At 73.4% G+C, this 26,330-nt stretch carries 22 protein-coding genes, 1 tRNA gene and 1 pseudogene; 11 read left to right on the forward strand and 13 right to left on the reverse strand.

Going from position 1 to position 26,330, the window contains the following annotated elements:
* Nucleotides 1-345: 345 nt before the first annotated feature.
* Entirely contained in the window at nucleotides 346-2,643 is a 2,298-nt protein-coding gene (locus tag OOK34_RS17620; RefSeq protein WP_267034818.1) for a cation-translocating P-type ATPase, read from the reverse strand.
* 131 nt (nucleotides 2,644-2,774) lie between these two features.
* Nucleotides 2,775-3,023 carry a heavy-metal-associated domain-containing protein gene (locus OOK34_RS17625; RefSeq protein ID WP_267034819.1) on the reverse strand — a complete coding sequence of 83 codons (249 nt, stop codon included), beginning with the start codon at nucleotides 3,021-3,023 and terminating at the stop codon, nucleotides 2,775-2,777.
* A gap of 151 nt (nucleotides 3,024-3,174) precedes the next feature.
* On the opposite strand from OOK34_RS17625, the gene OOK34_RS17630 reads away from it, so the two are divergent.
* The gene (locus OOK34_RS17630) at nucleotides 3,175-4,377 is read left to right on the forward strand and encodes a cation:proton antiporter (RefSeq protein WP_267034820.1); all 1,203 of its coding nucleotides are present in this window, start codon (nucleotides 3,175-3,177) and stop codon (nucleotides 4,375-4,377) included.
* A gap of 59 nt (nucleotides 4,378-4,436) precedes the next feature.
* Here the strand turns inward: OOK34_RS17630 and OOK34_RS17635 are convergent, their stop codons facing one another.
* The 3 genes from OOK34_RS17635 to OOK34_RS17645 form a co-directional block, all read right to left on the reverse strand.
* Entirely contained in the window at nucleotides 4,437-4,637 is a 201-nt protein-coding gene (locus tag OOK34_RS17635) for an AlpA family transcriptional regulator (protein WP_267034821.1), read from the reverse strand.
* Between the two features lie 241 nt (nucleotides 4,638-4,878).
* Nucleotides 4,879-5,892: a Gfo/Idh/MocA family protein gene (locus OOK34_RS17640; RefSeq protein WP_267034822.1), complete on the reverse strand. Its 1,014-nt coding sequence runs from the start codon at nucleotides 5,890-5,892 to the stop codon at nucleotides 4,879-4,881.
* Between the two features lie 17 nt (nucleotides 5,893-5,909).
* The gene (locus OOK34_RS17645; protein WP_267034823.1) at nucleotides 5,910-6,824 is read right to left on the reverse strand and encodes a sugar phosphate isomerase/epimerase; all 915 of its coding nucleotides are present in this window, start codon (nucleotides 6,822-6,824) and stop codon (nucleotides 5,910-5,912) included.
* A gap of 141 nt (nucleotides 6,825-6,965) precedes the next feature.
* On the opposite strand from OOK34_RS17645, the gene iolC reads away from it, so the two are divergent.
* From iolC to OOK34_RS17665, 4 genes are read left to right on the forward strand one after another with little or no spacing between them, the layout of a single operon-like run.
* Nucleotides 6,966-7,898, forward strand: coding sequence for a 5-dehydro-2-deoxygluconokinase (gene iolC, locus OOK34_RS17650; protein WP_267036790.1), 933 nt, complete (start codon nucleotides 6,966-6,968; stop codon nucleotides 7,896-7,898).
* Nucleotides 7,899-7,905: 7 nt separating this feature from the next.
* Nucleotides 7,906-8,925, forward strand: coding sequence for a 5-deoxy-glucuronate isomerase (iolB, locus tag OOK34_RS17655; RefSeq protein ID WP_267036791.1), 1,020 nt, complete (start codon nucleotides 7,906-7,908; stop codon nucleotides 8,923-8,925).
* The gene (iolD, locus tag OOK34_RS17660; RefSeq protein ID WP_267034824.1) at nucleotides 8,922-10,808 is read left to right on the forward strand and encodes a 3D-(3,5/4)-trihydroxycyclohexane-1,2-dione acylhydrolase (decyclizing); all 1,887 of its coding nucleotides are present in this window, start codon (nucleotides 8,922-8,924) and stop codon (nucleotides 10,806-10,808) included. The genes iolB and iolD overlap by 4 nt, the downstream gene beginning before the upstream one ends.
* A gap of 12 nt (nucleotides 10,809-10,820) precedes the next feature.
* Nucleotides 10,821-12,320, forward strand: coding sequence for a CoA-acylating methylmalonate-semialdehyde dehydrogenase (locus OOK34_RS17665; protein ID WP_267034825.1), 1,500 nt, complete (start codon nucleotides 10,821-10,823; stop codon nucleotides 12,318-12,320).
* A gap of 83 nt (nucleotides 12,321-12,403) precedes the next feature.
* On the opposite strand, the gene OOK34_RS17670 is transcribed toward OOK34_RS17665, so the two are convergent.
* The 5 genes from OOK34_RS17670 to OOK34_RS17690 all read right to left on the reverse strand — a co-directional run bounded on the left by OOK34_RS17670 (nucleotide 12,404) and on the right by OOK34_RS17690 (nucleotide 18,115).
* Nucleotides 12,404-13,588 (reverse strand): hypothetical protein, encoded by a 1,185-nt coding sequence (locus tag OOK34_RS17670; protein ID WP_267034826.1) that lies wholly within the window; start codon nucleotides 13,586-13,588, stop codon nucleotides 12,404-12,406.
* Nucleotides 13,589-13,653: 65 nt separating this feature from the next.
* Entirely contained in the window at nucleotides 13,654-14,685 is a 1,032-nt protein-coding gene (locus OOK34_RS17675; RefSeq protein ID WP_267034827.1) for a DUF916 domain-containing protein, read from the reverse strand.
* 151 nt (nucleotides 14,686-14,836) lie between these two features.
* A complete protein-coding gene (locus OOK34_RS17680) occupies nucleotides 14,837-16,132 on the reverse strand; it encodes a hypothetical protein (RefSeq protein WP_267034828.1) in 1,296 nt (431 codons plus the stop codon).
* A 180-nt stretch (nucleotides 16,133-16,312) separates the two neighbouring features.
* Nucleotides 16,313-17,611 (reverse strand): S8 family peptidase, encoded by a 1,299-nt coding sequence (locus OOK34_RS17685; protein ID WP_267034829.1) that lies wholly within the window; start codon nucleotides 17,609-17,611, stop codon nucleotides 16,313-16,315.
* Nucleotides 17,612-17,698: 87 nt separating this feature from the next.
* Nucleotides 17,699-18,115 (reverse strand): GNAT family N-acetyltransferase, encoded by a 417-nt coding sequence (locus OOK34_RS17690; protein ID WP_267034830.1) that lies wholly within the window; start codon nucleotides 18,113-18,115, stop codon nucleotides 17,699-17,701.
* Nucleotides 18,116-18,157: 42 nt separating this feature from the next.
* Between OOK34_RS17690 and OOK34_RS17695 the strand changes: the two genes are divergently transcribed.
* Nucleotides 18,158-18,826, forward strand: coding sequence for a nucleoside deaminase (locus tag OOK34_RS17695; RefSeq protein WP_267034831.1), 669 nt, complete (start codon nucleotides 18,158-18,160; stop codon nucleotides 18,824-18,826).
* 32 nt (nucleotides 18,827-18,858) lie between these two features.
* On the opposite strand, the gene OOK34_RS17700 is transcribed toward OOK34_RS17695, so the two are convergent.
* The gene (locus OOK34_RS17700; protein ID WP_267034832.1) at nucleotides 18,859-19,560 is read right to left on the reverse strand and encodes a 4'-phosphopantetheinyl transferase superfamily protein; all 702 of its coding nucleotides are present in this window, start codon (nucleotides 19,558-19,560) and stop codon (nucleotides 18,859-18,861) included.
* Nucleotides 19,561-19,641: 81 nt separating this feature from the next.
* Between OOK34_RS17700 and OOK34_RS17705 the strand changes: the two genes are divergently transcribed.
* The 3 genes and pseudogenes from OOK34_RS17705 (at nucleotide 19,642) to OOK34_RS17715 (ending at nucleotide 22,716) form a co-directional block, all read left to right on the forward strand.
* Nucleotides 19,642-20,220 carry an IS607 family transposase gene (locus OOK34_RS17705; protein WP_267034833.1) on the forward strand — a complete coding sequence of 193 codons (579 nt, stop codon included), beginning with the start codon at nucleotides 19,642-19,644 and terminating at the stop codon, nucleotides 20,218-20,220.
* A pseudogene (locus OOK34_RS17710) lies at nucleotides 20,213-21,860 on the forward strand (IS200/IS605 family accessory protein TnpB-related protein). Before OOK34_RS17705 ends, OOK34_RS17710 begins: the two are co-directional and overlap by 8 nt.
* Before the next feature lie 79 nt (nucleotides 21,861-21,939).
* Nucleotides 21,940-22,716 carry an alpha/beta fold hydrolase gene (locus OOK34_RS17715; RefSeq protein WP_267034834.1) on the forward strand — a complete coding sequence of 259 codons (777 nt, stop codon included), beginning with the start codon at nucleotides 21,940-21,942 and terminating at the stop codon, nucleotides 22,714-22,716.
* Nucleotides 22,717-22,726: 10 nt separating this feature from the next.
* Here OOK34_RS17715 and OOK34_RS17720 read toward each other — a convergent pair whose 3' ends face one another.
* On the reverse strand, nucleotides 22,727-23,281 hold the full coding sequence (locus OOK34_RS17720; protein WP_267034835.1) for a hypothetical protein: 555 nt from the start codon (nucleotides 23,279-23,281) through the stop codon (nucleotides 22,727-22,729).
* Nucleotides 23,282-23,565: 284 nt separating this feature from the next.
* Between OOK34_RS17720 and OOK34_RS17725 the strand changes: the two genes are divergently transcribed.
* Nucleotides 23,566-24,069 carry a phospholipase gene (locus tag OOK34_RS17725; RefSeq protein ID WP_267034836.1) on the forward strand — a complete coding sequence of 168 codons (504 nt, stop codon included), beginning with the start codon at nucleotides 23,566-23,568 and terminating at the stop codon, nucleotides 24,067-24,069.
* A 238-nt stretch (nucleotides 24,070-24,307) separates the two neighbouring features.
* On the opposite strand, the gene OOK34_RS17730 is transcribed toward OOK34_RS17725, so the two are convergent.
* Nucleotides 24,308-24,380 (reverse strand) — tRNA-Arg (locus OOK34_RS17730).
* Between the two features lie 323 nt (nucleotides 24,381-24,703).
* Between OOK34_RS17730 and OOK34_RS17735 the strand changes: the two genes are divergently transcribed.
* Nucleotides 24,704-26,326: a dynamin family protein gene (locus OOK34_RS17735; RefSeq protein ID WP_267034837.1), complete on the forward strand. Its 1,623-nt coding sequence runs from the start codon at nucleotides 24,704-24,706 to the stop codon at nucleotides 26,324-26,326.
* The last annotated feature ends 4 nt before the right edge of the window (nucleotides 26,327-26,330 follow it).

The following is a 26,330-nucleotide window of genomic DNA, read 5'->3' on the forward strand; positions in this document are numbered from 1 at the left end:
TCGCGGCTGCGCATACGGAAAGCGCCCCGCCGTCGATCCCCCCACGGGTCGACGGTCGGGGCGCTTCCCTTTCCCCGGCAGCGGATTCCCCCCACGGGACCCGCGCCGGGGCGTCGGTGTGTGCCGGGACCCGTTCGGGTCGGGAGGGCCGCTCAAAGCTTCCCGAGGGCACGCGTCCCGGCCGGCAGATGCCCCGGACGTCCCCCAAGACCTCCGTGAAACGTCCCCCAAGACGTTTCTGGCATCGCCCCATTAGACCCATGCCGACCCCGGATGGTTACGTTGTCATCACTGTGATCTGCGTCTCCAGTGAAGGATGTGTGGAGGGACCGGGGAGGAGATCCACTAGCGGAACGACCGCAGGCGCAGGCTGTTGGTCACCACGAAGACCGAGGAGAAGGCCATCGCGGCCCCCGCGATCATCGGGTTGAGCAGGCCCGCGGCGGCCAGCGGGAGCGCCGCGACGTTGTAGCCGAAGGCCCAGAACAGGTTGCCCTTGATGGTGGCCAGCGTCCGCCGGGAGAGCCGGATCGCGTCCGCCGCCACCCGCAGGTCGCCCCGTACGAGGGTCAGGTCGCCGGCCTCGATGGCCGCGTCGGTACCGGTGCCCATGGCCAGGCCCAGGTCGGCCTGGGCGAGCGCGGCCGCGTCGTTGACCCCGTCGCCCACCATGGCGACCGTACGGCCCTCGGCCTGGAGCCGGCGGACCACGTCCACCTTGTCCTGCGGGAGCACCTCGGCGATCACCTCGTCGATGCCCACCTCGCGGGCCACCGTCTCGGCCACGGCCCGGTTGTCGCCGGTCAGCAGGACCGGCGTGAGGCCGAGCGCCCGCAGCCGGGCCACGGCCTCGGCGCTGGTCTCCTTGACGGCGTCGGCGACCGTCAGGACACCCCGGGCCTCGCCGTCCCAGGCGACCAGGACGGCGGTGCTCCCCGCGGCCTCGGCGGCGGCCTTGGCCCCGGCGAGCGCGGCGGGCAGGGTGATCCCCCGGTCGGCGAGCAGCCGCTCGCGCCCCACCAGGACCTCGTGCCCCTCGACCACGCCCCGGACACCCAGCCCGGCGAGGCTTTCGAAGGATGAGGGGGGCTCGAAAGATGAAGGGGCGGGCAGCTCACCGGCGGCGCCGGTGGCGATCGCGCGGGCGACCGGGTGCTCGGAGGAGTGCTCCAGCGCGCCCGCGAGCCGCAGCAGTTCCTTCTCGTCCACGCCCTGTCCGGGGTGCATCCCGGACAGGGCCATCCGGCCCGTGGTGACCGTCCCGGTCTTGTCGAGCACGACCGTGTCGACGCGGCGGGTGGACTCCAGCACCTCGGGGCCCTTGATCAGGATGCCCAGCTGCGCGCCCCGGCCGGTGCCGACCATCAGCGCGGTCGGGGTGGCCAGGCCCAGGGCGCAGGGGCAGGCGATGATCAGGACGGCCACGGCGGCGGTGAACGCGGCCGTGGGGTCGTCGGTGATCAGCAGCCAGGTGACCCAGGTCCCGAGCGCGAGGAGCAGGACGACGGGTACGAACACGGCCGAGATCCGGTCGGCGAGGCGCTGCACCTCGGCCTTGCCGTTCTGGGCGTCCTCGACCATCCGGGCCATCCGGGCGAGCTGGGTGTCGGCCCCGATCCGGGTGGCCTCCACGACGATGCGGCCGGAGGCGTTGACGGTGGCGCCGGTGACGGAGTCCCCGGCGGCGACGTCGACCGGGACGGACTCGCCGGTCAGCATGGAGGCGTCCACGGCGGAGGAGCCCTCGACGACCGTGCCGTCGGTGGCGATCTTCTCCCCGGGGCGGACCACGAACCGGTCGCCCACCGCGAGCGCGCCCACCGGGATCCGCACCTCCCGGCCGTCGCGCAGCACGGCCACCTCCTTGGCGCCCAGCTCCATCAGCGCCCTGAGGGCCGCTCCCGCCTTCCGCTTGGAGCGGGCCTCCAGGTAGCGGCCGAGCAGGATGAAGGACACGACGCCGGCCGCGACCTCCAGATAGATGGCGGAGGAGCCGTCCGTGGCCGAGGCGGTGAAGTCGAAGCCGTGCCGCATGCCGGCCATGCCCGCGTGGCCGAAGAACAGGGCCCACAGGGACCAGGCGTAGGCGGCCAGCGTGCCGACCGAGACCAGGGTGTCCATGGTGGCCGCGCCGTGCCGGGCGTTGGTCCAGGCGGCCCGGTGGAAGGGGAGGGCGCCCCACACGACCACGGGCGAGGCGAGGGTGAGCGAGAGCCACTGCCAGTTGTCGAACTGGAGGGCGGGCACCATCGAGAGCAGGACCACGGGCAGGGCCAGGGCGGCGGAGACCAGCAGCCGCTGTCGCAGCGCGGCGAGCTCGGGGTCGCGTACGGCCGGCCCGGCCTCGGCTCCGGACGCGGCTTCCGCCTCGGGATCGGGCTCGGGCGGCGGCGGGGGCTCCTCGGCGGTGTATCCCGTCCTGACCACGGTCGCGATCAGGTCGGCCACCTGGACCGCGCCGCCGTAGGAGACCCGGGCCTTCTCGGTGGCGTAGTTCACCGTGGCGCTGACGCCGTCCATCCGGTTGAGCTTCTTCTCGATGCGGGCCGCGCAGGAGGCGCAGGTCATCCCGCCGATCGTCAGCTCGACCTGGGCGGCGCCGGCCGCCGCTATGGGCCCGTCGTGGACCGTGCTGCTGCTCATGTTCCCGCTCCAGGGGGAGGGCCGGGCCGTACGGTCCAGTATGAGCTGGCGGGTGCGGCCCGGCGGCGCTGCGGTACTGCCGGTACTGCCGGTACTGCGGTGCGGTGGAAGAGGGGGGCTCAGTCCCCCAGCTACCGCTGGGAGGTGCCCCCGTGGCCGGCGAGCTCGTACCCGGCCTCGTCCACGGCGGCGCGTACGTCGGCCTCGGCGAGCGGGGCGGCGGAGGTCACGGTGACCTCACCGGTGGCGGCGACGGCCTTGACCGAGGTCACGCCGGGCAGGGCGGTGAGCTCGGCGGTCACGGCGCCCTCGCAGTGCCCGCAGGTCATGCCGGTGACCTTGTACACGGCGGTGTGCTGGGTGTCCGTCTGGGCGGTCATGTCGTTACTCCTCATCGCGGGGGCTGTCTCTGTTGCCAGGATTCCAGATTATACCCCTAGGGGGTATTGAGCGAGTATCCGGCGACCCTTGAGGGGATCTCGGCGGGTCCTGCGGTGGACGAGATCGCCAAACCGTATGTAAATGGCGCACATGTCCCATTCTGTGACGCTCATCCTCATCATGGCCGTCGCGGTGCTCGCGCCCCTCCTCGCCTACGGGGTGGCGCGCTGGCTGCCCGTCCCGCTGGTGATCTTCGAGATCCTGCTGGGCATCCTCATCGGGCCCGACGTGCTCGGCTGGGCGCGCACCGGCGAGGTGATCGACGTACTCAGCCAGCTGGGTCTGGCCATGCTGATCTTCCTGGCCGGGTACGAGATCCAGTTCGACCAGGTCAAAGGGGACACCCTCAGGAGATCGGTCTGGGCCTGGGTGGCCGCCCTCGCCCTTGGGCTGGGCATCGGCACCCTGCTCGCCCACGGCGGCGGCTTCGAGAAGGGCGTCTACGTCGGCACCGCGCTCACCAGCACCGCGCTCGGCGCGATCCTGCCGATGCAGAGGGACTCCGGGGAACTGGGGAGCCGCTTCGGGACGGTGACGATGGCGATGGGCTCCGTCGGCGAGTTCGGGCCGATCATCGCGATGGCCCTGCTGCTCAGCGGGCGGGCGCCGGCCCGCTCGGCGGCGCTGCTGGCGGCCTTCGCGGCGCTGACGGTGGCGGCGGTGTTCTGGGCGATGCGGCCCAAGCCGCCCTGGTTCGCGAAGGTCATCGCCAAGACCCTGCACAGCAGCGCCCAGTTCGCGGTACGGCTGGTGGTGCTGGTGCTGGTGGCGATGCTGGGGCTGGCCCAGGCGCTCGGGCTCGACGTCCTGCTCGGCGCCTTCGCGGCCGGGCTGGTCACCCGGCTGGTGCTACACGGGGCGGCGCCGGAGAGCAGCGAGACCGTGCTGTCGAAGGTGGAGGCCATGGGCTTCGGCTTCCTGGTGCCGGTGTTCTTCGTGGTCACCGGGATCCAGTTCGACCTGAAGGCCCTGCTCGCGGGTGGGCGGGAGCTGCTCCTGCTGCCCGCCTTCCTGCTGCTGTTCCTGCTGGTGCGCGGACTGCCGATCTGGCTGCTGGCCCCGCGCGACCTGGAGCGGCGGGACCGGTCGGCGCTGGTGCTGTTCGGGTCGACCGCGCTGCCGCTGGTGGTGGCGATCACCACCCTCGGGGTGGAGGACGGGAAGGTCGACCCCGGGGAGGCGGCGGCGCTGGTCGGGGCCGGGATGGTCTCGGTGCTGGTCTTCCCCCTGCTGGGCCTGCGGCTGCGGGGCCGCGCCGCGACCGGCCGGCGGCCCGGGGAGGAGTCCTGGTGACCGCGCGCGGGGCCGCGCCCCGCGCCCGTACCGCCGGGGCTGGCCCCCGTGGCGCCTGGTCAGTCCTCGCGGCGGCCCCGGTTGCCGGGGCGGCGCGCCACCCAGGTCCGGATGGTGTCGGCGTACCAGTAGGGCTTGCCGCCCTCCACGTGGTCGGGGGTGGGCAGCAGCCCGTGCTTCCGGTAGGAGCGCACGGTGTCCGGCTGGACCCGGATATGGGCGGCGATCTCCTTGTAGGACCACAGCTGTCGGTCGCTCATCCACGACACCTCCTGGTCCACGCCGCGGGGCCGGCCGGGAGGCCGTCGGGGGAGCCGGCGCGTGGACACTGCCGATCACTCGGGTTGTGCCCCGACAACGACGCCCGGTGAGTGCGGGGGAGGGCCTGTGTGCCGCCTGTGACGGAAGACCCGCGTAACGCGGACATGTGTGACACGGGGGCGACTCCTGTGACGAATGCGGCACAGGAGCAGCCCGGTGAGCCCGGCGAGCCCAGTGGCGTCAGCGGGCGTACAGCTCCGGCCGCGGCGCGAGGCGCACCTCGGTCCGTACGCCGCTGCGCGCGGCCGCGAGCCCCGCCTCCGAGACGGCGGCGGCCGCGTACCCGTCCCAGGCGTCGGGCCCCGCCACCCGCCCCCGCGCCGCCGCGGCCACCCAGCGCCGCACCTGGCGGTCGTAGGCGTCGGCGAAGCGCGTGATGTAGTCCTGGGTGATCTCCCCGCCCCACCGGCCGCCCGACTGGACGACCATCGCCCGCCCGTCGCCGATCCGGGCGCTGCCCGACTCGCCGACGGCCTCGCACTGCACCTGATAGCCGAAACCGCAGTTGGCGAAGATCTCCACGTCGACGATCGCCCCGCCCGAGGTCTCCAGCAGCACCAGCCGGGGGTCGCGCAGCCCCTCGGGGGCGGCCGAGGAGGGCGTGGGGGAAAGCACGGTCACCGCGGTGACCTCCTGCCCCAGCAGCCAGCGGGCCGCGTCCACCTCGTGCACCACGGAGTCGCTGATCAGCATGTCGCTGGTGAAGAAGGACGGCGAGGAGGCGTTGCGGTGGCGGCAGTGCAGGAAGAGCGGCCGGCCGATCCCGCCCGCGTCCAGCAGCTCCTTGAGCCGCTCGTACTCGGCGTCGAAACGCCGCATGAACCCCACCTGCACCAGACGCCGGCCGAGCCGGCGCTCCGCCTCCAGCACCCGCAAGGCTCCCTCCGGATCCGGGGTCAGCGGCTTCTCGCACAGCACCGGCAACTCCCGCTCCAGGGCCTGCAGAATCGCTTCCTCATGGGCCGGTCCGGGCGAGGCGATCAGTACCGCGTCCACCCCGGGCGCCGCCATCGCCGCCGCCGGATCCGTGTACGCGCCCGCCCCGTCCAGGGACGCCGCGACCTCCTTGACCCGGTCCCCGTCCGGATCGGCCACGGCCACCACCCGCGCCCCGCCGACCGTGTCGCCGATCCGGCGGACGTGGTCGGCGCCCATCTTCCCGGTGCCGATGACGGCGATGCCCAGCGTGCTCATGTCTCTCCTCAGGGTGGTCAGCGGGCGCCGCAGGAGCGCAGGTAGGCGCGGGTGCGCCGGGCCACGGGCAGGGGCCGCTCGGGCGGGCACGGGTACATGTCCTGCTCCACGATGGCGAACAGGTCCACCCCGAGCCGCTGCGCCGCCGCCAGTACGGGCTCCAGCGCGGGCACCCCCGACGGCGGCTCGCACATCACCCCGCGCGCCACGGCCGGCCCGAAGGGCAGCTGCCGCTCCACCACTTCGGCGAGGATCCGCGGGTCCACCTGCTTGAGGTGGAGGTAGCCGATCCGCTCGCCGAAGGCCTCGATCGCCTCGACGCTGTCCCCGCCGCAGTACGCGTAGTGCCCGGTGTCCAGGCACAGGGAGACCAGCGCCGGGTCGGTGGCGTCCAGGAACCGGGCCACGTTCCGCGGGGTGTCGAGGTGGGTGTCCGCATGCGGGTGGACCACGATCCGCAGCCCGTACCGGTCCCGGACCTCCCGGCCCAGGCGCTCGGTCTGGGAGGCGAGTTCACGCCATTGACCGGGGGTCAGGACCGGGTCCTCCAGCATCCCGCCGGTCTTGTCGTCGCGCCAGAAGGAGGGGATGACCACCAGGTGCTCCGCCCCCATGTCCCGGGTCAGCGCGGCGATCCGCGACACGTGCGCCCAGGTCTGCTCCCAGACGGCGGGGCCGTGATGGAGTCCGGTGAAGACGGTGCCGGCGGACACCCGCAGACCCCGCTTCGCGGTCTCGTCGGCGAGCCGGGCCGCGTCGGTGGGCAGGTAGCCGTAGGGGCCGAGCTCGATCCACTCGTACCCGGCGTCCGCGACCTCGTCCAGGAACCGCTCCCAGGGGGTCTGCAGGGGATCCTCCGGGAACCAGACACCCCAGGAGTCCGGAGCCGAACCGACACGGATACGGGTCAACGCGGGTGGGGAGGAGGTCATGACGGCCACCTTAGGGTGCGAGGTTCGAGGGGCAAGGGAGGACGAGTGGGAGGAGTGCCTGTGACGACGTGGGCCGGGCCGGCGGACGAGGCAGCGGAAGGGGCAGCGGAAAGGGGAGGGGAGGGGGAGGCCGCCTACGACCTGATCACGATGGGGCGGATCGGGGTGGATCTCTACCCGCTCAAGACGGGTGTACCGCTCGCCGAAGCGGACACCTTCGGCAAGTTCCTCGGCGGCTCGCCGGCGAACGTCGCCGTCGCGGCCGCCCGGCTGGGGCGGCGCACGGCCGTGATCACCAGGACTGGGGCGGACCCCTTCGGGGCCTACCTGCGGGCCGAGCTGCGCGGCTTCGGCGTCGACGACCGCTGGGTGGGCGAGGTGGCCGAGTACCCGACGCCCGTCACCTTCTGCGAGATCTTCCCGCCGGACCACTTCCCGCTCTACTTCTACCGGCTCCCGAAGGCGCCCGACCTGGAGATCGGGCCGGACGAGGTCGACCGCGAAGCGGTGCGGGCGGCGCGGGTCTTCTGGATGACGGGTACGGGGCTGAGCGCGGAACCGAGCCGCGCAGCGACCCTGGCCGCGCTGGAGGCCCGCTCGAAGTCCGGCATCACGGTCTTCGACCTCGACTGGAGGCCGATGCTGTGGAACGGCCCGCCGGAGCCTTGGTACGAGCGGGCGCTCGGGCTGGCGACCGTGGCCGTCGGCAACACCGAGGAGTGTGCGGTCGCGACCGGGCGCAGCGAGCCGTACGAGGCCGCGCGGGCGCTGCTCGCGGCCGGGGTGGAGCTGGCGGTGGTCAAACGCGGGCCGCGGGGCGTGCTGGCCGTACACCGGGACGGGACGGCGGTGGAGGTGCCGCCGGTGCCGGTGGAGGTGGTGAACGGGCTGGGCGCCGGGGACGCCTTCGGGGGCGCGCTGTGCCACGGGCTGCTGGCCGGCTGGGAGCTGGAGCGGGTGCTGCGGTACGCGAACGCCGCCGGGGCGATCGTGGCTTCGCGGCTGGCGTGCTCGTCGGCGATGCCGTTCGCGGCCGAGGTGGAGGAGGTGCTGGGGCGTGCCGGTGGTGTCTGAGACGGGGATGGAGTACACCCGGCTGGTGGTGCTGGAGCTGTCGCCGGGGGAGGCGTACGCGCACACGTGCGGGGACGCGGAGTGGATCGTCCTCCCGCTGGCGGGCGGCTGCCGGGTCCGCTGCGCGGAACCTTTCCCCACCCCGCCCCTTCCCGAAACCGGGGCTCTGCCCCGGACCCCTTCGGGGGCTCCGCCCCCGGACCCCCGCGCCTCAATCGCCGGTGGGGCTGATTCTCAGCCCGTCGGGCCCCTCCCAGCCCCGCCGGCGATTGAGGCGCGGGGTCCGGGGCGGAGCCCCGGGAGCGGACCGCAGGTTTTCGAACTGCGCGGCCGGACAGGGGTGTTCGCGGGGCCGACGGACTTCGCGTACCTGCCCCGGGACGGGCGCGCCGAGGTCACCTCGGCGGACGGCGGCCGCTTCGCCCTCGTCGGCGCGCGCTGCGAGCGTCGGCTCCCCGCCCGCTACGGCCCCGCCGCAGACGTCCCCGTCGAGCTGCGCGGCAGCGGCAACTGCTCCCGCCAGGTCAACAACTTCGCCGCCGCTGACGCCTTCACCGCGGACCGGCTCATCGCCGTCGAGGTGCTCACCCCCGGCGGGAACTGGTCCTCGTACCCGCCCCACAAGCACGACGAGCACCGCCCGGGCGAGGAGTCCCGCCTCGAGGAGATCTACTACTTCGAGATCGCCCCGCACGGCGCCACCCCCGGCGTGGGCTACCAGCGCGTGACGCCCTCGCCCGGCGGGAAGACCGACATCCTCACCGAGGTGCGGACCGGCGACACCGTCCTCATCCCCGACGGCTGGCACGGCCCCTCCATCGCCGCGCCCGGCCACGACATGTACTACCTGAACGTGATGGCCGGACCGGACGCCACCCGCGAGTGGCTGATCCGGGACCACCCCGACCACGCCTGGATCCGCGCCGCGTGGGCGGGGCAGGAGGTCGATCCCCGGCTGCCGCTGAACCGGGGCGGCGAGTCCCGGCCCGAAGCCCTGTCCGAAGCCCGACCCGAGGAGACCCCGTGACGGCGCCGCGCAGCGTCCGGCTCACCACCGCCCAGGCGCTCGTACGGTTCCTGAGCCGCCAGTACGCCGAACGCGACGGCCACCGGCACCGGCTGATCGCCGCCACCTGGGGGATCTTCGGGCACGGGAACGTCGCCGGGATCGGGCAGGCCCTGCTGGAGAGCGGTCCGCGGGCCATGCCCTTCCTCCAGGGGCGCAACGAGCAGGCCATGGTGCACGCCGCCGTCGGGTACGCCCGCCAGCGCGGGCGGCTGTCGGCGCACGCCGTGACCACCTCCATCGGGCCCGGCGCGACCAACCTCGTCACCGGGGCCGCCCTCGCCACCGTCAACCGGATCCCGGTGCTCCTGCTGCCCGGGGACACCTTCGCCACCCGGCCCGCCGATCCGGTGCTCCAGCAGCTGGAAGTCCCCTACGCGGGCGACGTCTCCGTCAACGACACCCTGCGGCCCGTCTCCCGGTACTTCGACCGGATCACCCGCCCCGAGGCCCTGGTCCCGGCCGCCCTCCAGGCGATGCGGGTGCTCACCGACCCGGTGCAGACCGGCGCGGTCACCCTCGCGCTCCCGCAGGACGTGCAGGCGCAGGCGTACGACTGGCCGGAGGAGTTCTTCGCCGAGCGGGTGTGGGCCGTACGCCGCCCCCGCCCCGACCGCCGGGAGCTGGCGGAGGCCGCCGGGCTGGTACGGGACTGCGCGCGCCCCCTGATCGTCGCCGGCGGCGGCATCCGGCACAGCGCCGCCCAGGCCGCCCTCGCGGCCTTCGCGGAGGCCACCGGGATCCCGGTCGCCTCCACCCAGGCGGGCAAGGGCGTCCTGCCGCACGACCACCCCGCCGACGTGGGCGGGGTCGGCCACACGGGGACGGCCACCGCCGACGCGCTGGCCCGGGAGGCCGACCTGGTCATCGCCGCCGGGACCCGGCTCACCGACTTCACCACCGCCTCCGCGACCCTGTTCCAGAACCGGTCCGTCCGCTTCATCGGCCTCAACCTCGACCCCTACGACGCCCACAAGCTCGCCGCCCACCCCCTGGTCGCCGACGCGCGCGAGGGGCTCACGGAACTCCGGGAAGCGGTCGGCGGGTACCGGGTGGACCCCGCGTACGAGGCGGCGTACACGTCCGCGAAGGCGGACTGGGAGACCCGCGTCGACGCGGCCTACGCCACCCCGCAGGAGGACGCCGAGCCCACCCAGGCCCAAGTCCTCGGGCTCCTCGACGGCCTCGTCGACGGCGACGACATCCTGATCAACGCCGCCGGCTCCCTCCCCGGCGACCTGCACAAGCTGTGGCGCGCCCGCTCCGCCGACCAGTACCACGTCGAGTACGGCTACTCCTGCATGGGCTACGAGATCCCCGCCGCGATCGGCACCGCCCTGGCCGCCCCCGGCCGACCGGTGTGGGCGCTCGTCGGCGACGGGACGTACCTGATGAACCCCACCGAAATCGTCACCGCCGTCCAGGAGGGAATCCCGGTCAAGGTGGTGATCCTCGACAACCACGGCTACGCCTCCATCGGCGGCCTGTCCGGGACGGTCGGCGGCGAGGGCTTCGGCACGGCGTACCGTTTCCGGGGGAAGGACGGTGCGTACGGCGGCCCGCCCCTGCCGGTGGACCTCGCGGCCAACGCGGCCTCCCTCGGGATGGCCGTGATCCGCACCCGCACCATCGGTGACCTGCGAAAAGCCCTGGCCGAAGCCCGTCAGGCGGACCGGCCCACATGTGTCTACGCGCAGACCCGAACACCCGACACTGTGTCGGGCCCGCCCCCGGCACAGGCGTGGTGGGATGTTCCTGTGGCCGAGACCGCGACCCGTGCGTCGGCGGCCCTGGCCCGTGAAGAGTACGACCGGCAAGCCGCGCAGCGACGTCGCCATCTGTGAAGGAGCAGCACAATGAAGACCGTCAACCACTGGATCGGTGGCAAGACCGTCGAGGGCGCGTCGGGCAACTACGGCCCGGTCACCGACCCGGCCACCGGCGAGGTCACCACCCAGGTCGCCCTCGCGTCGGCCGAGGAGGTCGACGCGGCCGTCAAGGTCGCCCAGGAGGCCTTCCTCTCCTGGGGGCAGTCCTCGCTGGCCGCCCGCACCAAGGTGCTCTTCGCCTACCGCGCCCTGCTGGACGCCAACCGCGACGCCATCGCCGAGCTGATCGTCGCCGAGCACGGCAAGGTGCACTCCGACGCGCTGGGCGAGGTCGCGCGCGGCCTGGAGATCGTCGAGCTGGCCTGCGGGATCACCACCCAGCTCAAGGGCGAGCTGTCCACCTCCGTCTCCAACCGGGTGGACGTCTCCTCGATCCGCCAGCCGCTCGGCGTGGTCGCCGGCATCACCCCCTTCAACTTCCCGGCGATGGTCCCGATGTGGATGTTCCCGCTGGCCGTGGCCTGCGGAAACACCTTCATCCTCAAGCCGAGCGAGAAGGACCCGTCGGCCGCCAACAAGCTGGCCGAGCTGATGACCGAGGCCGGCCTGCCGGCGGGCGTCCTCAACGTCGTCCACGGCGACAAGGTGGCCGTCGACGCGCTCCTCGCGCACCCCGGCATCTCCGCCGTCTCCTTCGTCGGCTCCACCCCGATCGCCCGCCACATCCACACCACCGCCTCCGCCAACGGCAAGCGCGTCCAGGCGCTGGGCGGAGCCAAGAACCACATGCTGGTGCTCCCCGACGCCGACCTGGACGCCGCCGCCGACGCGGCCGTCTCCGCCGCCTACGGCTCGGCGGGCGAGCGCTGCATGGCCATCTCGGCGGTCGTCGCGGTCGGCTCCATCGCCGACGAGCTGGTCGAGAAGATCCGCGAGCGCGCCGAGAAGATCAAGATCGGCCCCGGCAACGACCCGAACTCCGAGATGGGCCCGCTGATCACCGCCGCCCACCGCGACAAGGTCGCCTCGTACGTCAAGGGCGCGGCGGCCCAGGGCGCCGACGTGGTCCTGGACGGCACCGGCTACACGGTCGAGGGCAACGAGAACGGCCACTGGATCGGCCTCTCGCTCCTCGACAACGTCAGGACCGACTCCGACGCCTACCGCGACGAGATCTTCGGCCCGGTGCTGTGCGTGCTGCGCACCGAGACCTACGAGGAGGGCGTGGCCCTCATCAACGCCTCGCCCTTCGGCAACGGCACCGCGATCTTCACCCGCGACGGCGGCGCCGCCCGCCGCTTCCAGCTGGAGATCCAGGCGGGCATGGTCGGCGTCAACGTGCCGATCCCCGTGCCGGTGGGCTACCACTCCTTCGGTGGCTGGAAGGACTCGCTCTTCGGCGACCATCACATCTACGGCAACGACGGCATCCACTTCTACACGCGCGGCAAGGTCGTCACCACCCGCTGGCCCGACCCCGCCGACGCCCCGGCCGGCGTGGACCTCGGGTTCCCCCGCAACCACTGACGCCTGACGCCCCCCCCGGCGCCCCGCACCGCAGAACCCCCGGCCAACCCTCACCGGCCGGGGGTTCTGCCGTCCGCCCGGGGTTACAGGAGCGACCAGACGTCCGTCGCCGCCGTCGTGGACCAGACCGCGTCTCCGTGGCCGTAGCCGGGGACGGTGGTGAAGCGGACGCGGTCGTTGCCCGCCTCCCGGATCAGGGCGGCGCCGTGCGGTTCGTCACCGCGGCCCAGTTCGGTGTTGACCCACACCACCTCGCAGCGGATCCGGTCCCAGGCGATCTCGTACGCCTTGCCGTCGCCCGCCCAGACCGCCGCGAGGTCCCGCATCAGGGCCGTCGGGACCAGCCCGCTGCCGAGCGCGGAGGTGGCCGCGTGCCAGGTGGCGAGCGGGGTGCGGGTCAGGGCGAAGCGGTCCTCGGCCGGGGTGGCGCCGAAGGTGTACTCGCCCGCGCTGTGGCCCTGGCGGTAGATCCAGTTCACCGGGCCCGGGAGGGCGGCGGTGCGGATCAGCGCGAAGTGGGCCAGGCCGGCGTGGGTGAAGCGCAGCGACGGGTCCGGCGGCCAGGGGACGGGGGAGGTGCCGGACGGGTCCGCGACCGCCTTCGCGATCAGTGCGGCCAGCCCCGGGTCGGCCGCGTGGACGCCCCGCGCGAGCTGCTCCTCGTACACCTCCCGGGTCTCGGCCGCCCGCTCGGCCAGCTCCCCGGTGTACGGGCCGGCCGTGTCCAGCACGAGCACCCGGCGCAGCCGCTCCGAGGAGTCGTGCGAGGCCGCGTCGAGGGCCAGGGCGGCCCCGGCCGAGTGGCCCGCGTACTCGTACGGCAGGCCCAGTACGGAGTCCAGCGCGGCCACCACCCCCGCCAGGTCGCGGCGGTGCGCGGCGAGCCCCAGGTCGGCGGGGAGCCGGCCGGCCCCGGCGGCGGCGTCCTCGCGCGGGGTGACCCCGACCACCAGCAGGCCCTGGCGGCGCAGGTGGTGGGCCAGGTTCTGCCCGCCGGGCGTGAAGAAGTCCGCCGCGAAGTTCAGGCCACCGCCGGGCAGGAGGTACGCGATCCCGTGCGGGGGCCGCACCGTGTCCGCGACCACGTCCACCGTGACGGGGGCCGGGCCGCCGTCGTCCACCGGGAGGGTGAGGCGTATCCAGCCGTCACCGGGCAGGTAGGCGGCGGTGCCGGTGCCCAGGGCGCGCTCGATGCGGGTCAGCAGGCCCACGCCCCTGGCGGGCGCGGCGGGCGCACCGGGCCCGGGCTCGCTGTGCTCTCGTACCATCCGTCATGCCTCCCCGTCACAGGTGATGGCCGAATGCCGTCACCCCCCGGGGACACCTTCGCCGGTCAGCGGGCCTGCGCCAAGTGCGGTTCGCGCTCGGCTTGTTCCGGAGCGGCGCGGCGGCGCCGGCGCAGCACGAGGAAGGCGGTGCCCGACCCCGCCAGCACCAGGGCCGCGCCCGCCGCCGGCCACGGGACGGCGAGGAAGTCCGCACCGGACTGCGAGCCCAGGTCCGGGTAAGCGGACGCGCCCGCCGCGACCTTGACGGAGACCCGGTCCAACTGCGGGGAGTCCGGCCACGGTTCGGTCAGCTCGATCCGCTGGCCGGGCAGCAGCACGAGCCCCAGGTCCCGGCCGGGCCGCTCCAGCACCCGGCGGCCGAACAGCCCCCGCGCGGACACCTCCACCCTGGGCCCGACCACCACGTTGCCCCGGTTGACCAGCGTGTACGCGATGGTGGCGCGGGCGTCCTTGACCCACGGCAGCAGCGGGGCGCCCCGGCTGACCCGTACGTCCTCCACGCTCAGCCCCGGGGTCACCGGGCCGGGCACCCGTACGTACAGCCGGGCGCCCACCGAGCGCTTGACCCCGACCTGTACCTTGCCCTCCTGCTGCACGCCCTCGACCTGCGTGTTCAGCGCGACGATCCCGCCGACGTGGTCGCCCGGCGCGGCGTCCTGGGGGACCTTGAGGGTGAAGGGGATGTCCTTGCGGCCCCGGGGCGGGACGGTGACGGTGCTCGCCGCCCCGGGCGCCAGCGCGACCCAGGTGCCGACGTCCTTGGGCTTCGTCTCCGCGGGCAGCAGCGCGAAGGCGCCGCCCGTGGGGGTGTTCACCGCGTCGGTGGCGAAGACCTGGAAGGTCAGCTCCCGGTCGGAGGAGTTCAGGATCGTCGCGCTGTCGCTGACGGTGGTCCCGGCCGCGCCCTGGTGGAAGAAGTACGCGCGGTCGGTCACCGACGCACCGGCCGGGGGTGTCGGGAAGACCCCCCAGGTGCCGTTGTCCGCGGCCGTGGCGGCGGGGGCGGCGGGGAGCAGCAGCAGCGCGCCGCCGCACAGGCCGAGGAGGAGGGTGTGGAGAGCGGTGCGGATGCGCATGGGCGGTGGTCTCCAGTGTCGCGGCGGGGGCGGCGGTGCGGCGGGGGCGGCGGGCGCGGCGGGGCGGCGGTGCGGCGTAAAGGGAGAAGGTGGTGCGGCGCCGGAGCGCGCCGCACCACCCTGTGGCCTGCCGGTTTGATCCGGCGATCGGTCAGGCGATCGAGAAGGTCACGACCGACTGGTAGGTGTCGGCGAACATGAACGGCGGCAGCTGGATCATCGCCGCGCCGCCCACGGCGAACTCGCCGCCGGTCAGCTCGTCACCGCCGGCCGCCTGGGAGGCCACCTTCATCGGCGTTTCCGAGATCGCGCCCGGGGCGCCGGCCGTGCAGGTGCTCGGGCTGTCCGGGTTGGTCACGGTGCAGGACGGCTGGATGCCGAGCTGCGCCTTCGCCATCGAGTGGCCGGTCGTCTGGTTCAGGAACGGCGTACGGGTCGCCGTCACGTCCCAGCCGAGGCTGCCGCCGCGGAAGTCCTGGACGGTCGCGGCGTTGAACGCGCCGAACACCGACTGCGCCTTGCCGTTGATGGTCACCGCGCCGAAGCTGACGGCAGGCTGGCCGTCCTTCGGGCCGAGGGCCAGCGGCCCCGGCAGCACCTCGATGTCCACCGGGTTCTTCACGCCCGCCTGCTCCTCGACGAAGACGAAGGGCTTGTACGGGGTGACCGAGCCGTCGATCTTGATGGTGTCGGCCTTCTTCGTGACCGTGATGCTGCAGCTGGCGGCGCCTGACGCGTCCGCCGTGCCCGTACCGGTGTCACCGGTCGCCGCGCCCGCGAGCAGGGCGGAACAGGTGACCGGGCCGGCCGGGAAGTTGGCTCCGGTGGCGACGACGGCGGTGCCGGCCCCGCCGCTGTTGGGCGTCAGCCTGGTGGTGACCGGGTCCTTGGGAAGGGCCTCGACGGCGATCGAGGCGACCGGGGCGCTGGGGCGCGGGTCCGGCGTACAGGTCGTGGTGTAGACCGTGCCGCCGAGGTCGGCGTCCGTGATCACCTGGTCGATCGTGATCTGGACCGTCGTGCCCTCGGTGCCGTCCGGGATCTTGACCGTCCCGCTGAACGCGGGCGGGTCGGACTTCTTGTTGGCCTCTTGGTGGCTGGGGACCGCCGGGCTGGTGACCGTCTGCGCGACCCGGCCGACGAGCAGCTTCGCCTTGATGGTGTTGACCGTGTCGATCGTGAACATCGGGATCACCGGCGTCTCGCCGGGGTCGATGGTGATCGGTACGGTATCGCCCGCCTTGGCGGTGTCCGGCACCGTGATCGTGTAGTCCTGGTTGCCGTTGGCGCCCGGCTGGGGCGCGGGGGCGACGCACTTCACGGGTACCGGAGTGGTCTTGGTCGCGGCCTGCGCCGTTCCCGTCAGGGCCACGACGCCGCCCGTCAGGGCCAGGGACAGGGCGCCCGCCCCGGCCAGCACTCTTCGTCTGAGGCTTCTCGTACTCACTGGGTCGCGACTCCTTCGTCATGACGAACCCCTCCCCCCACCCGCTGTGCGGGGAGGCCGAGCCGGTGCGGATGGCCGTCATTGACGCGTCGCGGTGATGAGAAGTCAATGGATTGCCTGGGCGGGAAGCACACAGACATTGATGTCCCATCAGACCGGGTCGGATGGGACATCAGGACATCAGGACTTCGGGTTCACCGTCCCTGCCGCCGGGACGTGCAGGAGGAGGTTCGCGGTCCCGGCCGGCAGGCCCGTGATCCGGTCCCGGACGGCGTCGCGCACCAGTACCCGGCCCACCTCCTCGGGGGTCTTCGCGGTGCCGCCCGCCAGGATCAGCGCGGCGGCGCCGGCCACGTGCGGGGCGGCCATGGAGGTGCCCGAGGCGCGCGCGAGGGCGGTCGGGGAGCCCTTCCAGGCCGAGGTGATCGCCAGGCCCGGCGCCGAGATGTCCACGCAGCGGCCGTGGTTGGAGAAGGCCGGGTACCGGTCCGCGCCGTCGGTCGCGCCGACCGTGAGGGCCTGCGGGACGGCGGCCGGGGAGTTGGTGCAGGCGTCCTTGGCCTCGTTGCCGGCGGCCACGGTGAAGGTGATCCCGGCGGTGACCGCGCGCAGGACCGCCGCTTCCATGGAGCGGCTACGGCTGCCGCCCATGCTCATGTTGGCAACGGCGGGGCCCCGCGCGAGGTTCCTGATGTGGTCCTTCACCATCCAGTCGAGGCCGCGCAGGATGACGGACAGCCGCCCGTCGCCCCGGCAGTCGGCCACCTTCACCCCGACGAGCGAAACCCCCTTCGCGACCCCGTACGTCGCCCCGCCCACGGTGGCCGCGACGTGCGTGCCGTGGCCGTTGCAGTCCTGGGCGCCCTCCAGGAACACCGCGTTGTAGCCGTTGCGGGCGCGGCCGCCGAACTCCTCGTGGAGGGTGTTGATCCCGGTGTCGAGCACGTAGACGGTGACGCCCCCGGCCTTGTTCCGGGCGTACGAGTACGAACCGTCGAGCGGCAGTTCGCGCTGGTCGATCCGGTCGAGCGGCCAGGGGGCCGGCCGCTGGGTCTCGGCGGCGGGGACCTGTACGGGAGCGGGTGCGGGTGTGGCGGGTGTGGGTGTGGGTGCGCCGGTCGTCGGTGGCTCCGGGGCGGGCGGCGTGTCGAAGATACGGAACTGTGCGTCCGGCTCCACCGATGCGACCCGGGGGTCGGCGGCGAGCGTGGCGGCGCGGGCCGCGGTGGTGCGTACGGCGAAGCCGTCGAGGGCCGTGTCGTAGACCGCTCCGACCTGGTCCCCCGACTGCGCCGCCTCGGCGGCCAGGGCGCGGGTCGGGGCGCGGGAGGTGGTGTCCTTGAGGACGACGACGTAGGGGGCGGTGGGGGCGTCGGCGCCGTCGGCGCCGTCGGCGCCGTGGGCGGGGTGCGGGGGCAGGACGGCGGCCGCCGCGAGGAGGGCGGCGGCGGCCGGGAGCAGCGCGGTCATTGCGGTCATGCCGCCGATGCTCGGCCAGCCGGGGTGGCACCGCGCGGAGGGTGCGCCGAGTGGACGCACGACACGCCGCCGCAGGGGGCACGTGTCCTACTCGACGCCCAGGTTCCAGCCGCGCATGGAGAAGAGGCCCTCGTCCTCGGCGCCCGCCGAGTCGTACGTGGCCAGCGCCTCCTCGTTGTCCGTGTCGACCCCCACCCACATGCCGTAGCAGCCGCGGGCCTTGGCCTCGTCGACCAGGGCGCGGGTCAGGGCGCGGCCGATGCCGCGCCGGCGGTATCCCTCGTCCACGGACAGCTCGTACAGGCACATCTCGGTGCCCTTGTCGGGATGGGTCATCTCGACGCCGGAGACCATGCCGGCGGGCACGCCGTCGACGTAGGCGATGAGCATCAGGTGGCCGGTCCGGGCGAGGAAGCGCTCGGACCACTCCTGGCGGGCGGGCCCGTCGAAGAGCCCCTCGGCGGCTGCGAGTTCGGCGACGCTGCGGGCGCGGCGGATTTCCATGCCGGCCAGGGTAGGGCCCCGGCGGCGTGTGATCATGCGGCCATGACGGTGGACGGCGGCGGGGAGTTCGAGGCGGCGTGGCGGGCGGCGCCGGAGGCGGTGCGGCGGGCGCTGGGGCTGGCCTACGAGGCGCTGGCCGCCGGGGGCCTGGCGGTGGGGGCGGTGCTGACGGATCCGGAGGGGGCGGTGCTGGCGGAGGGCCGCAACGAGGCCTACGAGTCCCACGAGGAGGGGCCGGGCAGGGGCCCGCTGCGGGGCACGCCCCTGGCCCATGCCGAAATGAACGCGCTCGGGGCCGCCCGGACCGGCTGGGACCTCGGCCGCGCCACGCTGTGGAGCACGCAGGAGCCGTGCGCGATGTGCGCCGCCGCCGCGGGGTTCACGGGGGTGGGCGCGGTGCGGTACCTGGCGCCGGACCCGTGGGCGCTGGCCGACGGGTCCGACGGGGCGTCGGGAGCGGCGCCGGCCGGGGACGCGGTCTGGCTCCTCTCGGCGAACGTGATGTTCCTGCGCAGCGTGGCGGTGGCGGCCACGGGCCCCGCCGAGCCGGCGATCATCGCCCACCACCGCGCCGTGGAACCGGAGACGGCCGCCCTCCACGACGCCGTCCCCGCGGGGCTGCCGGCCGCCGGGTCGGCCGAGGCCTGGCTGGCCGGGCTGTGGCCGCTGCTGGCCCCCGCCGCACGGGAGCGCACCAGCCGGGCGCGGTAGGCGGCTTCGGCAGGGCCCGCCCGGTGCCCCGCTCAGGTGGCGCGGACCGCGAGGGCGGCGGCGTACGCGGGCGGCGCCGGGAGGTCGCTCAGGGTCCAGCCCGGGACCGCGGCCGGGGCGGGCGCCGAGCCCACGTAGGGCTCGGCCAGACCGAGGGCGACCCCGACGCCGGTGCCCTTGAGGCAGGCCTCCTTGCGGGCCCACACCCGGGCCAACGCCACCTGCTGCTCCGCCTCCGGGAGGGCGGTCAGCTCGGCCGCCTCCGCCGGATGAAGGCTGCTCAGGACGTCGGCCACCGCCGCCGCACCGGGCACGCCCTCCACGTCGACGCCCACCGGCACCCCCGCGAAGGCGAAGTACGCCATGTCGTCGCTGTGGGACAGGGAGAAGTGCACCGCGCCTCCGGCCACGGCGGGCCGGCCGTGCGGGCCCCCGCAGCACGGGCAGTCCTCGCGGACCAGTACGACCTTCTCCGGCGGCAGCCCCAGGTAGCCGCCGAGCAGCACCCGCAGCCCCAGGTGCGAGGCCAGGTAGCTGCGCCGGTCGGCAGGGCGCAGCAGCCGGGCCGCACGCTCCTGTTCGGCCGTGTCCAGCAGCGCCGCCGCCCCGGCGGCCCCGTGGCCGCCGATCAGCTCGCGCGTGGTGTCCAGCGACCACACCGCCACCGCGGAGCCCGCCGGGGGAGGCCCGGTCAGGGGCGCGGCGCCGTCGAGCTGGCTGACGTACTCGCTCATCCGACGAGGGTAGGGAACTGCTCCGGATTAGGTCAACTCTAGTGTGCATTAACGGCTTTGAGTGGGTGTTACGCTCGCTGTATGAACCTCAAGGAGTGGGCGAAAGCGAACGGTGTGCATCCGCATACCGCGTACCGCTGGTTCCGTGAGGGCACGTTGCCGGTCCCCGCTGAGCGTGTGGGGCCGCGCACGATCCTGGTGAACATCGAGTCGAACTCGTCACCGGCTGTGACTGGCGGTGTGGGTCTGTATGCCCGCGTTTCCTCCCACGATCAGAAGGCCGACCTGGAACGCCAGACGGCGAGGTTGTCGCAGTGGGCGGCGAAGGCCGGTCACCGGGTGGTGCGGATCGAATGCGAGATCGCCTCGGGTATGAACGGCGGCCGTACGAAGGCCCGTCGTCTGCTGGCCGACCCGGCCGTGACCACCGTGGTGGTGGAGCGCAAAGACCGACTCGGCCGTGTGAACGTCGAGCTGGTCGAGGCCGCGCTGTCCGCGACCGGCCGGCGCCTGGTCGTCCTGGACGAAGGCGAGGTCGATGACGACCTGGCGCAGGACATCGTGGATGTCCTGACCTCGTTCTGTGCCCGCCTGTACGGTCCCCGGTCCGCGAAGAACCGGGCGAGGAAGGCTCTTGAGGCGGCTGCCGCCGATGAGTGAGCCGAAGAAGAAGCAGCTCCGCACCATCGACGCGCCGTTCGTCACGCCCGGTCCGTCCGGTGTCGCGATACGCGACCGCCTGGGGCACCTCACACCCGAGGACGACAAGGTACTGCGCCTGGTCGGCGAGCACCTCGGTTCCCTGGCATCCCGCGATCTGGCGTCCCGCTGCCGTGACGGCAGCGACCACTCCACGGATACGTGGGCGGCCCGGAAGCAGGGCCTGACCGCCGCCTCGTCGTCGCGGTGGGCCGGGTCGCTCACGAAGACCTCCCACGATCAGTGGGCGCTCTCGCCGCTGCCAGCTCGCCCACATTCAGAACCTCGAATCCGGTGTGCGGACCCTGATGCACCGTCTGTCCCTCCCGCTCGGGGAGAAGGGCACCAAGCGCGCTGCGGGCGGCTACCGAACCAAGGGTGAGTGGTTCCAGAAAACCCGACGCCTTGCAACGTTGGAACACCGCCTCGATGTCGCTCGCGCTGAGCGTGAGGCCGGAGTCGTGCACGTCGTGCGCGGCGGCCGGAAGTTGCTCAACACCCGGCACAACCTGTCCGCCGCGCAGCTCACCGAGCCCGAGTGGCGGGAACGCTGGGAAGCCGAGCGCTGGTTCCTCGCCGCCGACGGCGAGTCTGGAAAGCGGTTCGGGAACGAGACCATCCGCGTCACGGACGCCGGCGAGGTCAGCATCAAGCTGCCCGCGCCGCTCGCGCACCTGGCGAACACCCAACACGGCCGGTACGCCCTGGCCTCGAAGATCGCGTTCGCGCACCGGGGCCAGGAGTGGGCCGACCGCATCTCGGCGAATCGGGCGGTGGCCTACCGCATCCACCTCGACGTGGAACGCGGGCGCTGGTACCTCACAGCGTCGTGGCAACGCCCCGTCGTCCAGACCATCCCGCTGGAAGCGGCCCGCGCCAAGGGCATGATCGGTGTGGACACCAACGCCGACCACTTCGCCGCCTACCAGCTCGACGTGCACGGCAACCCGGTCGGCGACCCGCACCGCTTCCACTACGACCTCAGTGGTTCGGCGAATCACCGCGACGCACAGATCCGGCACGCCATCACCCAAGTCCTGCACTGGGCCAAGTCTTGCGGTGTGGCTGCCATCGCGATCGAGGACCTCGACTTCACCGCCGAGAAGACCCGCGAGAAGCACGGACGCAAGGAGTGCTTCCGGCAGCTCATCTCCGGCATCCCCACCGGCAAGCTCAAGGCCCGGCTCGTGTCGATGGCCGCCGAGATGGACATGTCCATCGTGGCCGTGGACCCGGCCTGCACCTCGATGTGGGGCGATCAGCACTGGCGCAAGCCGCTGACCGTCCCGCGCCGAAAGATGTCCCGTCACGATGCCGCTGGTATCGCGATCGGGCGACGCGCCCTCGGGCACCCGATCCGGCGACGGACGGCACCGCCCCGGCATCACCAGAGTGATGGTGCCGGGCATCGGACCGTCCAGGCCGGACCAGGTGACCGAGGGCGTGAGGAAACCCGCCCACCCGTCACGGAGCGTGCACACGATGCACGCCGCCGACCGGGTCACCAAAAGGGAACGCGGGAGACCAGTGCATCCAAAACCGTTCGGGATGCGCGCAGTGCCGGTCAGTGGGTCCAAGACTCACTCCTGCTCACTGATTAGGAACGGTAGACGAGGCAGTTGGGGCCCTGGTTACCCTCGTGGTGGTTTTGCCGCACACACCATTCAGGGGGAACACACCGTGCACAGTGCCGTCGTGACACCGCAAGGCGACCGGATCCGCTGGGTCGAACTCCCGGGAGGGGAAGCGCCCCGCGTCTACCTCCACGGGCTCGGCTCCACCTCCCCGGCGTACTTCGCCGCCACCGCCGTACACCCGCTGCTGGCCGGGCGGCGCTCGCTGCTGGTCGACATGCTGGGGCACGGCCACAGCGACCGGCCCGAGACCTTCTCGTACACCCTGGAGGCGCACGCGGACGCCGTGGCGGAGGCGCTGACCGCGGCCCGCGTCGAAGGGGCCGAGGTGATCGCCCACAGCATGGGCGGGGCGGTGGCCATCGTGCTGGCCGTCCGGCACCCGCGGCTGGTCTCCCGCCTCGTGCTGGTCGACGCCAACCTGGACCCGGTTCCGCGCGCCCCCGCCACGGCGGGCAGCAGCGGGATCGCCTCCTACACGGAGGAGGAGTTCCTGGCCGGCGGCTGGGCGGAGGTCCGCGACCGGGTCGGCGCCCACTGGTGGTCGACCATGCGGCTGGCCGGCCGCACCGCCCTGTACCGCACCGCCGTGCACCTCGCCGCGGGCACGACGCCCACCATGCGGGAGCTGCTGCTGGAGCTGAAGATCCCGCGCAGCTTCCTCTTCCCGGAGGAGGACGGCTCGCTCGCCGGGGCGGAGGCGCTCGAAGCCGCCGGGGTCGCCGTCGTCTCCGTGCCGGACTGCGGGCACAACATCATGCTGGACAACCCGGAGGGCTTCGCCCGCGCCGCGGCGACCGCCCTGGCACGGGACACGGTCTGACCCTTCCCCCTCACCTGGCCGAGACGGCGGCGGGCGCGGCGGCCGGAGCGTCGGCCGGGGCGCCGGCCGGGGCGCCGCCGTCCGGTATTCGGCCTCCCGGGGCGGGCGTCCCGTCGGTCCAGGCGTAGACCTTCCTGCCGCGCACCGAGACCTGGTACTGGTAGCCGTCCCGGCACTCGGGCCGCTCCTCGGCTCGGGTGTCGCCCGGCCACCAACGGGCGCCCAGGTGGGGGCCGCCCGCCTTCCTGGGCGCCGCGGCGGCACACTGCGGACCGTCGAGCGGGGTCTTGCCGAGGGTGAACCGGATCAGCCGGGCCCGGCCGTCGCCGCGCGCCCGTATCCGTACGTCGGTGGCGTCCCGCGGTATCCAGCCGGGCAGCACGAACGCCCGGTCTCCGCGCTTCGGCGCGTCGGCGGCGCTGGCGTAGCGCTTGCCCTTCTCGTGCAGGACCCGGTTGTCGAGGGCGTCCGTGACCGGGTTGGGCGGGAGGTTGGGCAGCGCGAAGGCGGCCAGGGCGAGGACTCCCACGATGGCGGCGGCGATGGCGAGCGGACGGCGGTTCATACCCATAAGTGTTCGGACCGGGGCCCGTTCGCGCGTCCCTCCCCGGTACGAACCTCGAATCTGCCGCAAGTCGTACAGGGACTCATACCTGAGAGGGGCACGGTCCACGCGGGGCCCGGCGGGAGGCGCCGGCGCGCGTGCCCGCGGGCCGCGTTATAGGCCCGGTAGGGATCCGGGATATGGCGAGCCCCGAGGGTGAAACCCGACGCCGCACCGGGAGTTGATCCGGACGGCCCCGTCACCCGCTCGCCCCGCCGCCCCGCCGCCCGTCCCGGAGGATTGCCATGCGTCGTCGTCTCGCCCCCCTGCTCGCGTCGGCCGCCGCCGGCCTGCTCGCCCTCGCGACCCCCGCCTCGGCGGCCCCGGCGGACAAGCCGCAGGTGCTGAGCGGCTGGACGCAGACGAGCGCGACCAGCTACAACGCCTGGGTCGCGGCGCGCGCCGCCCAGGGCAACTGGGCCTCGTACGGCTTCGACTGGTCGACGGACTACTGCACCACGTCCCCCGACAACCCCTTCGGCTTCCCCTTCGAGACCGCGTGCGCCCGCCACGACTTCGGCTACCGCAACTACAAGGCGGCGGGTACGTTCCCGGCCAACAAGTCCCGGCTGGACGACGCCTTCTACGTGGACCTGAAGCGGGTCTGCTCGCAGTACTCGGGCGTCAAGAAGGGTTCCTGCGACAGCACCGCCTGGACGTACTACCAGGCGGTCAAGGCCTTCGGCGTCTCCCCGCAGGACGCCCCGTCCGACACGGCCCCGTCCGAGCCCGCGACTCCGCGTCCGTGACGTCCGAGTAGGCCCCGCTCCAGTCCGCCCCTGCCCGCCCCGGTCCGAGCCCGCCGCCCGGCCCACCCAGTACTCCGTCCCGCCCGAACCCCCGTCGGGCGGGACGGCTCTTTTCCGGGATTTTGCGCGCGCAAGGACCCGGCCGAGTGATTTTCCGCCGGTTTCCGACGGATTCGCGAGCCCCCGTCCGGGGCGCCCGGACAGCCTCGCGAGGCCCGTCAGGGAGGTGGAAGAAGAGTGCCCCCGGCAGGACTCGAACCTGCGGCCAAGCGCTTAGAAGGCGCCTGCTCTATCCACTGAGCTACGGGGGCCGGAAGGTGACCGTGGTGGCCTGGAGCCCCTTGGTGGGGGTGGGACTGCGGTCCGTGCCGGGTCAAGGATAGGGCTCCGGTTGCCTTGTCCCGGTTGCTTCACTCGCGTGCCACGTTGTGGAGGTTCGGTGAAGCGGTCCCGATAATCGCAGGCAGGTGCGATTCTCGCACCGCTTTTGCGCCGCGTCGGCCTGGGTGTTGTGCACTCGTTATGCCTGCGTCCCACTCGTCCGCCGTGTCCAGGATGTCCCACTGGAGTCGCGGTCGGCGCGCAGAGGGCGTATAAGCTTCAAAAATGGTCCCAAATTGGGCATTCTTCGCATGTGGTGACCTTGGATGTTCGGCCTCAGCTGCTCGATGCCCTGTCCGCCCTGCGCGACCGGGTCGCGTCCGTGCGTCTGCCGCTGCCCCTGCCCGGCGCCCCACGTGCGCGCCAGACCAGAGCCGAGCTGCTCGCGCAGCTCGACGACTACCTCGTACCCCGGCTGAAGGCGCCCGAGGCGCCGCTGCTCGCCGTCGTCGGCGGATCCACCGGGGCCGGCAAGTCCACCCTCGTCAACTCCCTCGTCGGCCGCCAGGTGAGTGAAGCCGGGGTGCTCAGGCCGACGACACGGACACCCGTGCTCGTCTGCCACCCGGACGACCACCACTGGTTCGCCGGCATGCGGATCCTCCCCGACCTCATGCGCGTCTGGGCGCCCCAGGGGGACGAGGAACTGCTCCCCTCCTCCCGGAGGAACCCCCCGCGCGGCCCGAACCCCCACCCCGCGACCCGCGAGCTGCGGATCGAGACCGTCTCCACCCTCCCGCGCGGGCTCGCCATCCTCGACGCCCCCGACATCGACTCCCTCGTGGTCGACAACCGCACCCTCGCCGCCCAGCTGATCTGCGCCGCCGACGTCTGGGTCATGGTCACCACCGCCTCGCGGTACGCCGACGCGGTCCCCTGGCACCTGCTGCGCACCGCCAAGCAGTACAAGGCCACCCTGATCACCGTCCTCGACCGGGTCCCGCACCAGGTGCTCGCCGAGGTCTCGCGGCAGTACGGGGCACTGCTCACCCGCGCCGGGCTGGGCGACGTACCGCGCTTCACGGTGCCGGAGCTGCCCGAGTCGACCGGCGGCGGCGGGCTGCTGCCGGCCAGCGCCGTCGCGCCGCTGCTCGCCTGGCTCAGCCACCACGCCCAGGACCCGGCCGCCCGGCAGTACGCCGTCGGGCGGACCGCGCTGGGCGCGCTCGACTCCCTCGGACGCCGCATGCCGGAGCTGGCCTCCGCCGTCGCCGCCCAGTACGCCGCCGCGGTCCGGCTGACCTCGGCCGTCGAGGACGCGTACCGCCAGGAGGGCAAGCGGGTCCGCAACCGCCTCGACAAGGGCGCCGTACTCGCCGGCGACGCGCTCACCCGGTGGCGCGGCTACCCCCTCGACACCAGCGCCGACGAACTCCTCGACTCCCTCGCGGAATCCCTCGCCGCGCTGCTCCAGTGCGCCGTCGCCGCCGCCGACGAGCGGATCGCCGAGGTCTGGCGGCGGGAGCCGGCCTCCGGGGCGGTGCCGCTGCCCGCGCCCGACAGGGAGGCGGCGGAACGTATCGGCATGGCCGTACGCCGCTGGCGGCGCGTGCTGGAGGAACTCGCCGAGGAGGAGGTCGCCAAGCTCGACAAGCAGCCCGCGCCCGACCCCGACGGCATCGCCGCCCTCCTCGTCGCCGCCCTCCTCGGCGGCAAGCGGGCCCGCCCGGCGGGGGAGAAGCTCGCCGAACGGATCGGCGTACAGGCCGCCGTACGCCTGCGCGACCGGGGCGGGGAACTGGTCGGGGACCACCTCGACCAGGTCCTGCGCGCCGAACGGGACCGCCGCCTCGCCCCCCTCGAAGCACTCGAAGTCACCCCCGAACCACAGGCCGAGCTGATCGCCGCGCTGTCCGTACTGCAGAAGGAGAGGTGACGCG

Source organism: Streptomyces sp. NBC_00091 (genome assembly GCF_026343185.1).
GTDB lineage: Bacteria > Actinomycetota > Actinomycetes > Streptomycetales > Streptomycetaceae > Streptomyces.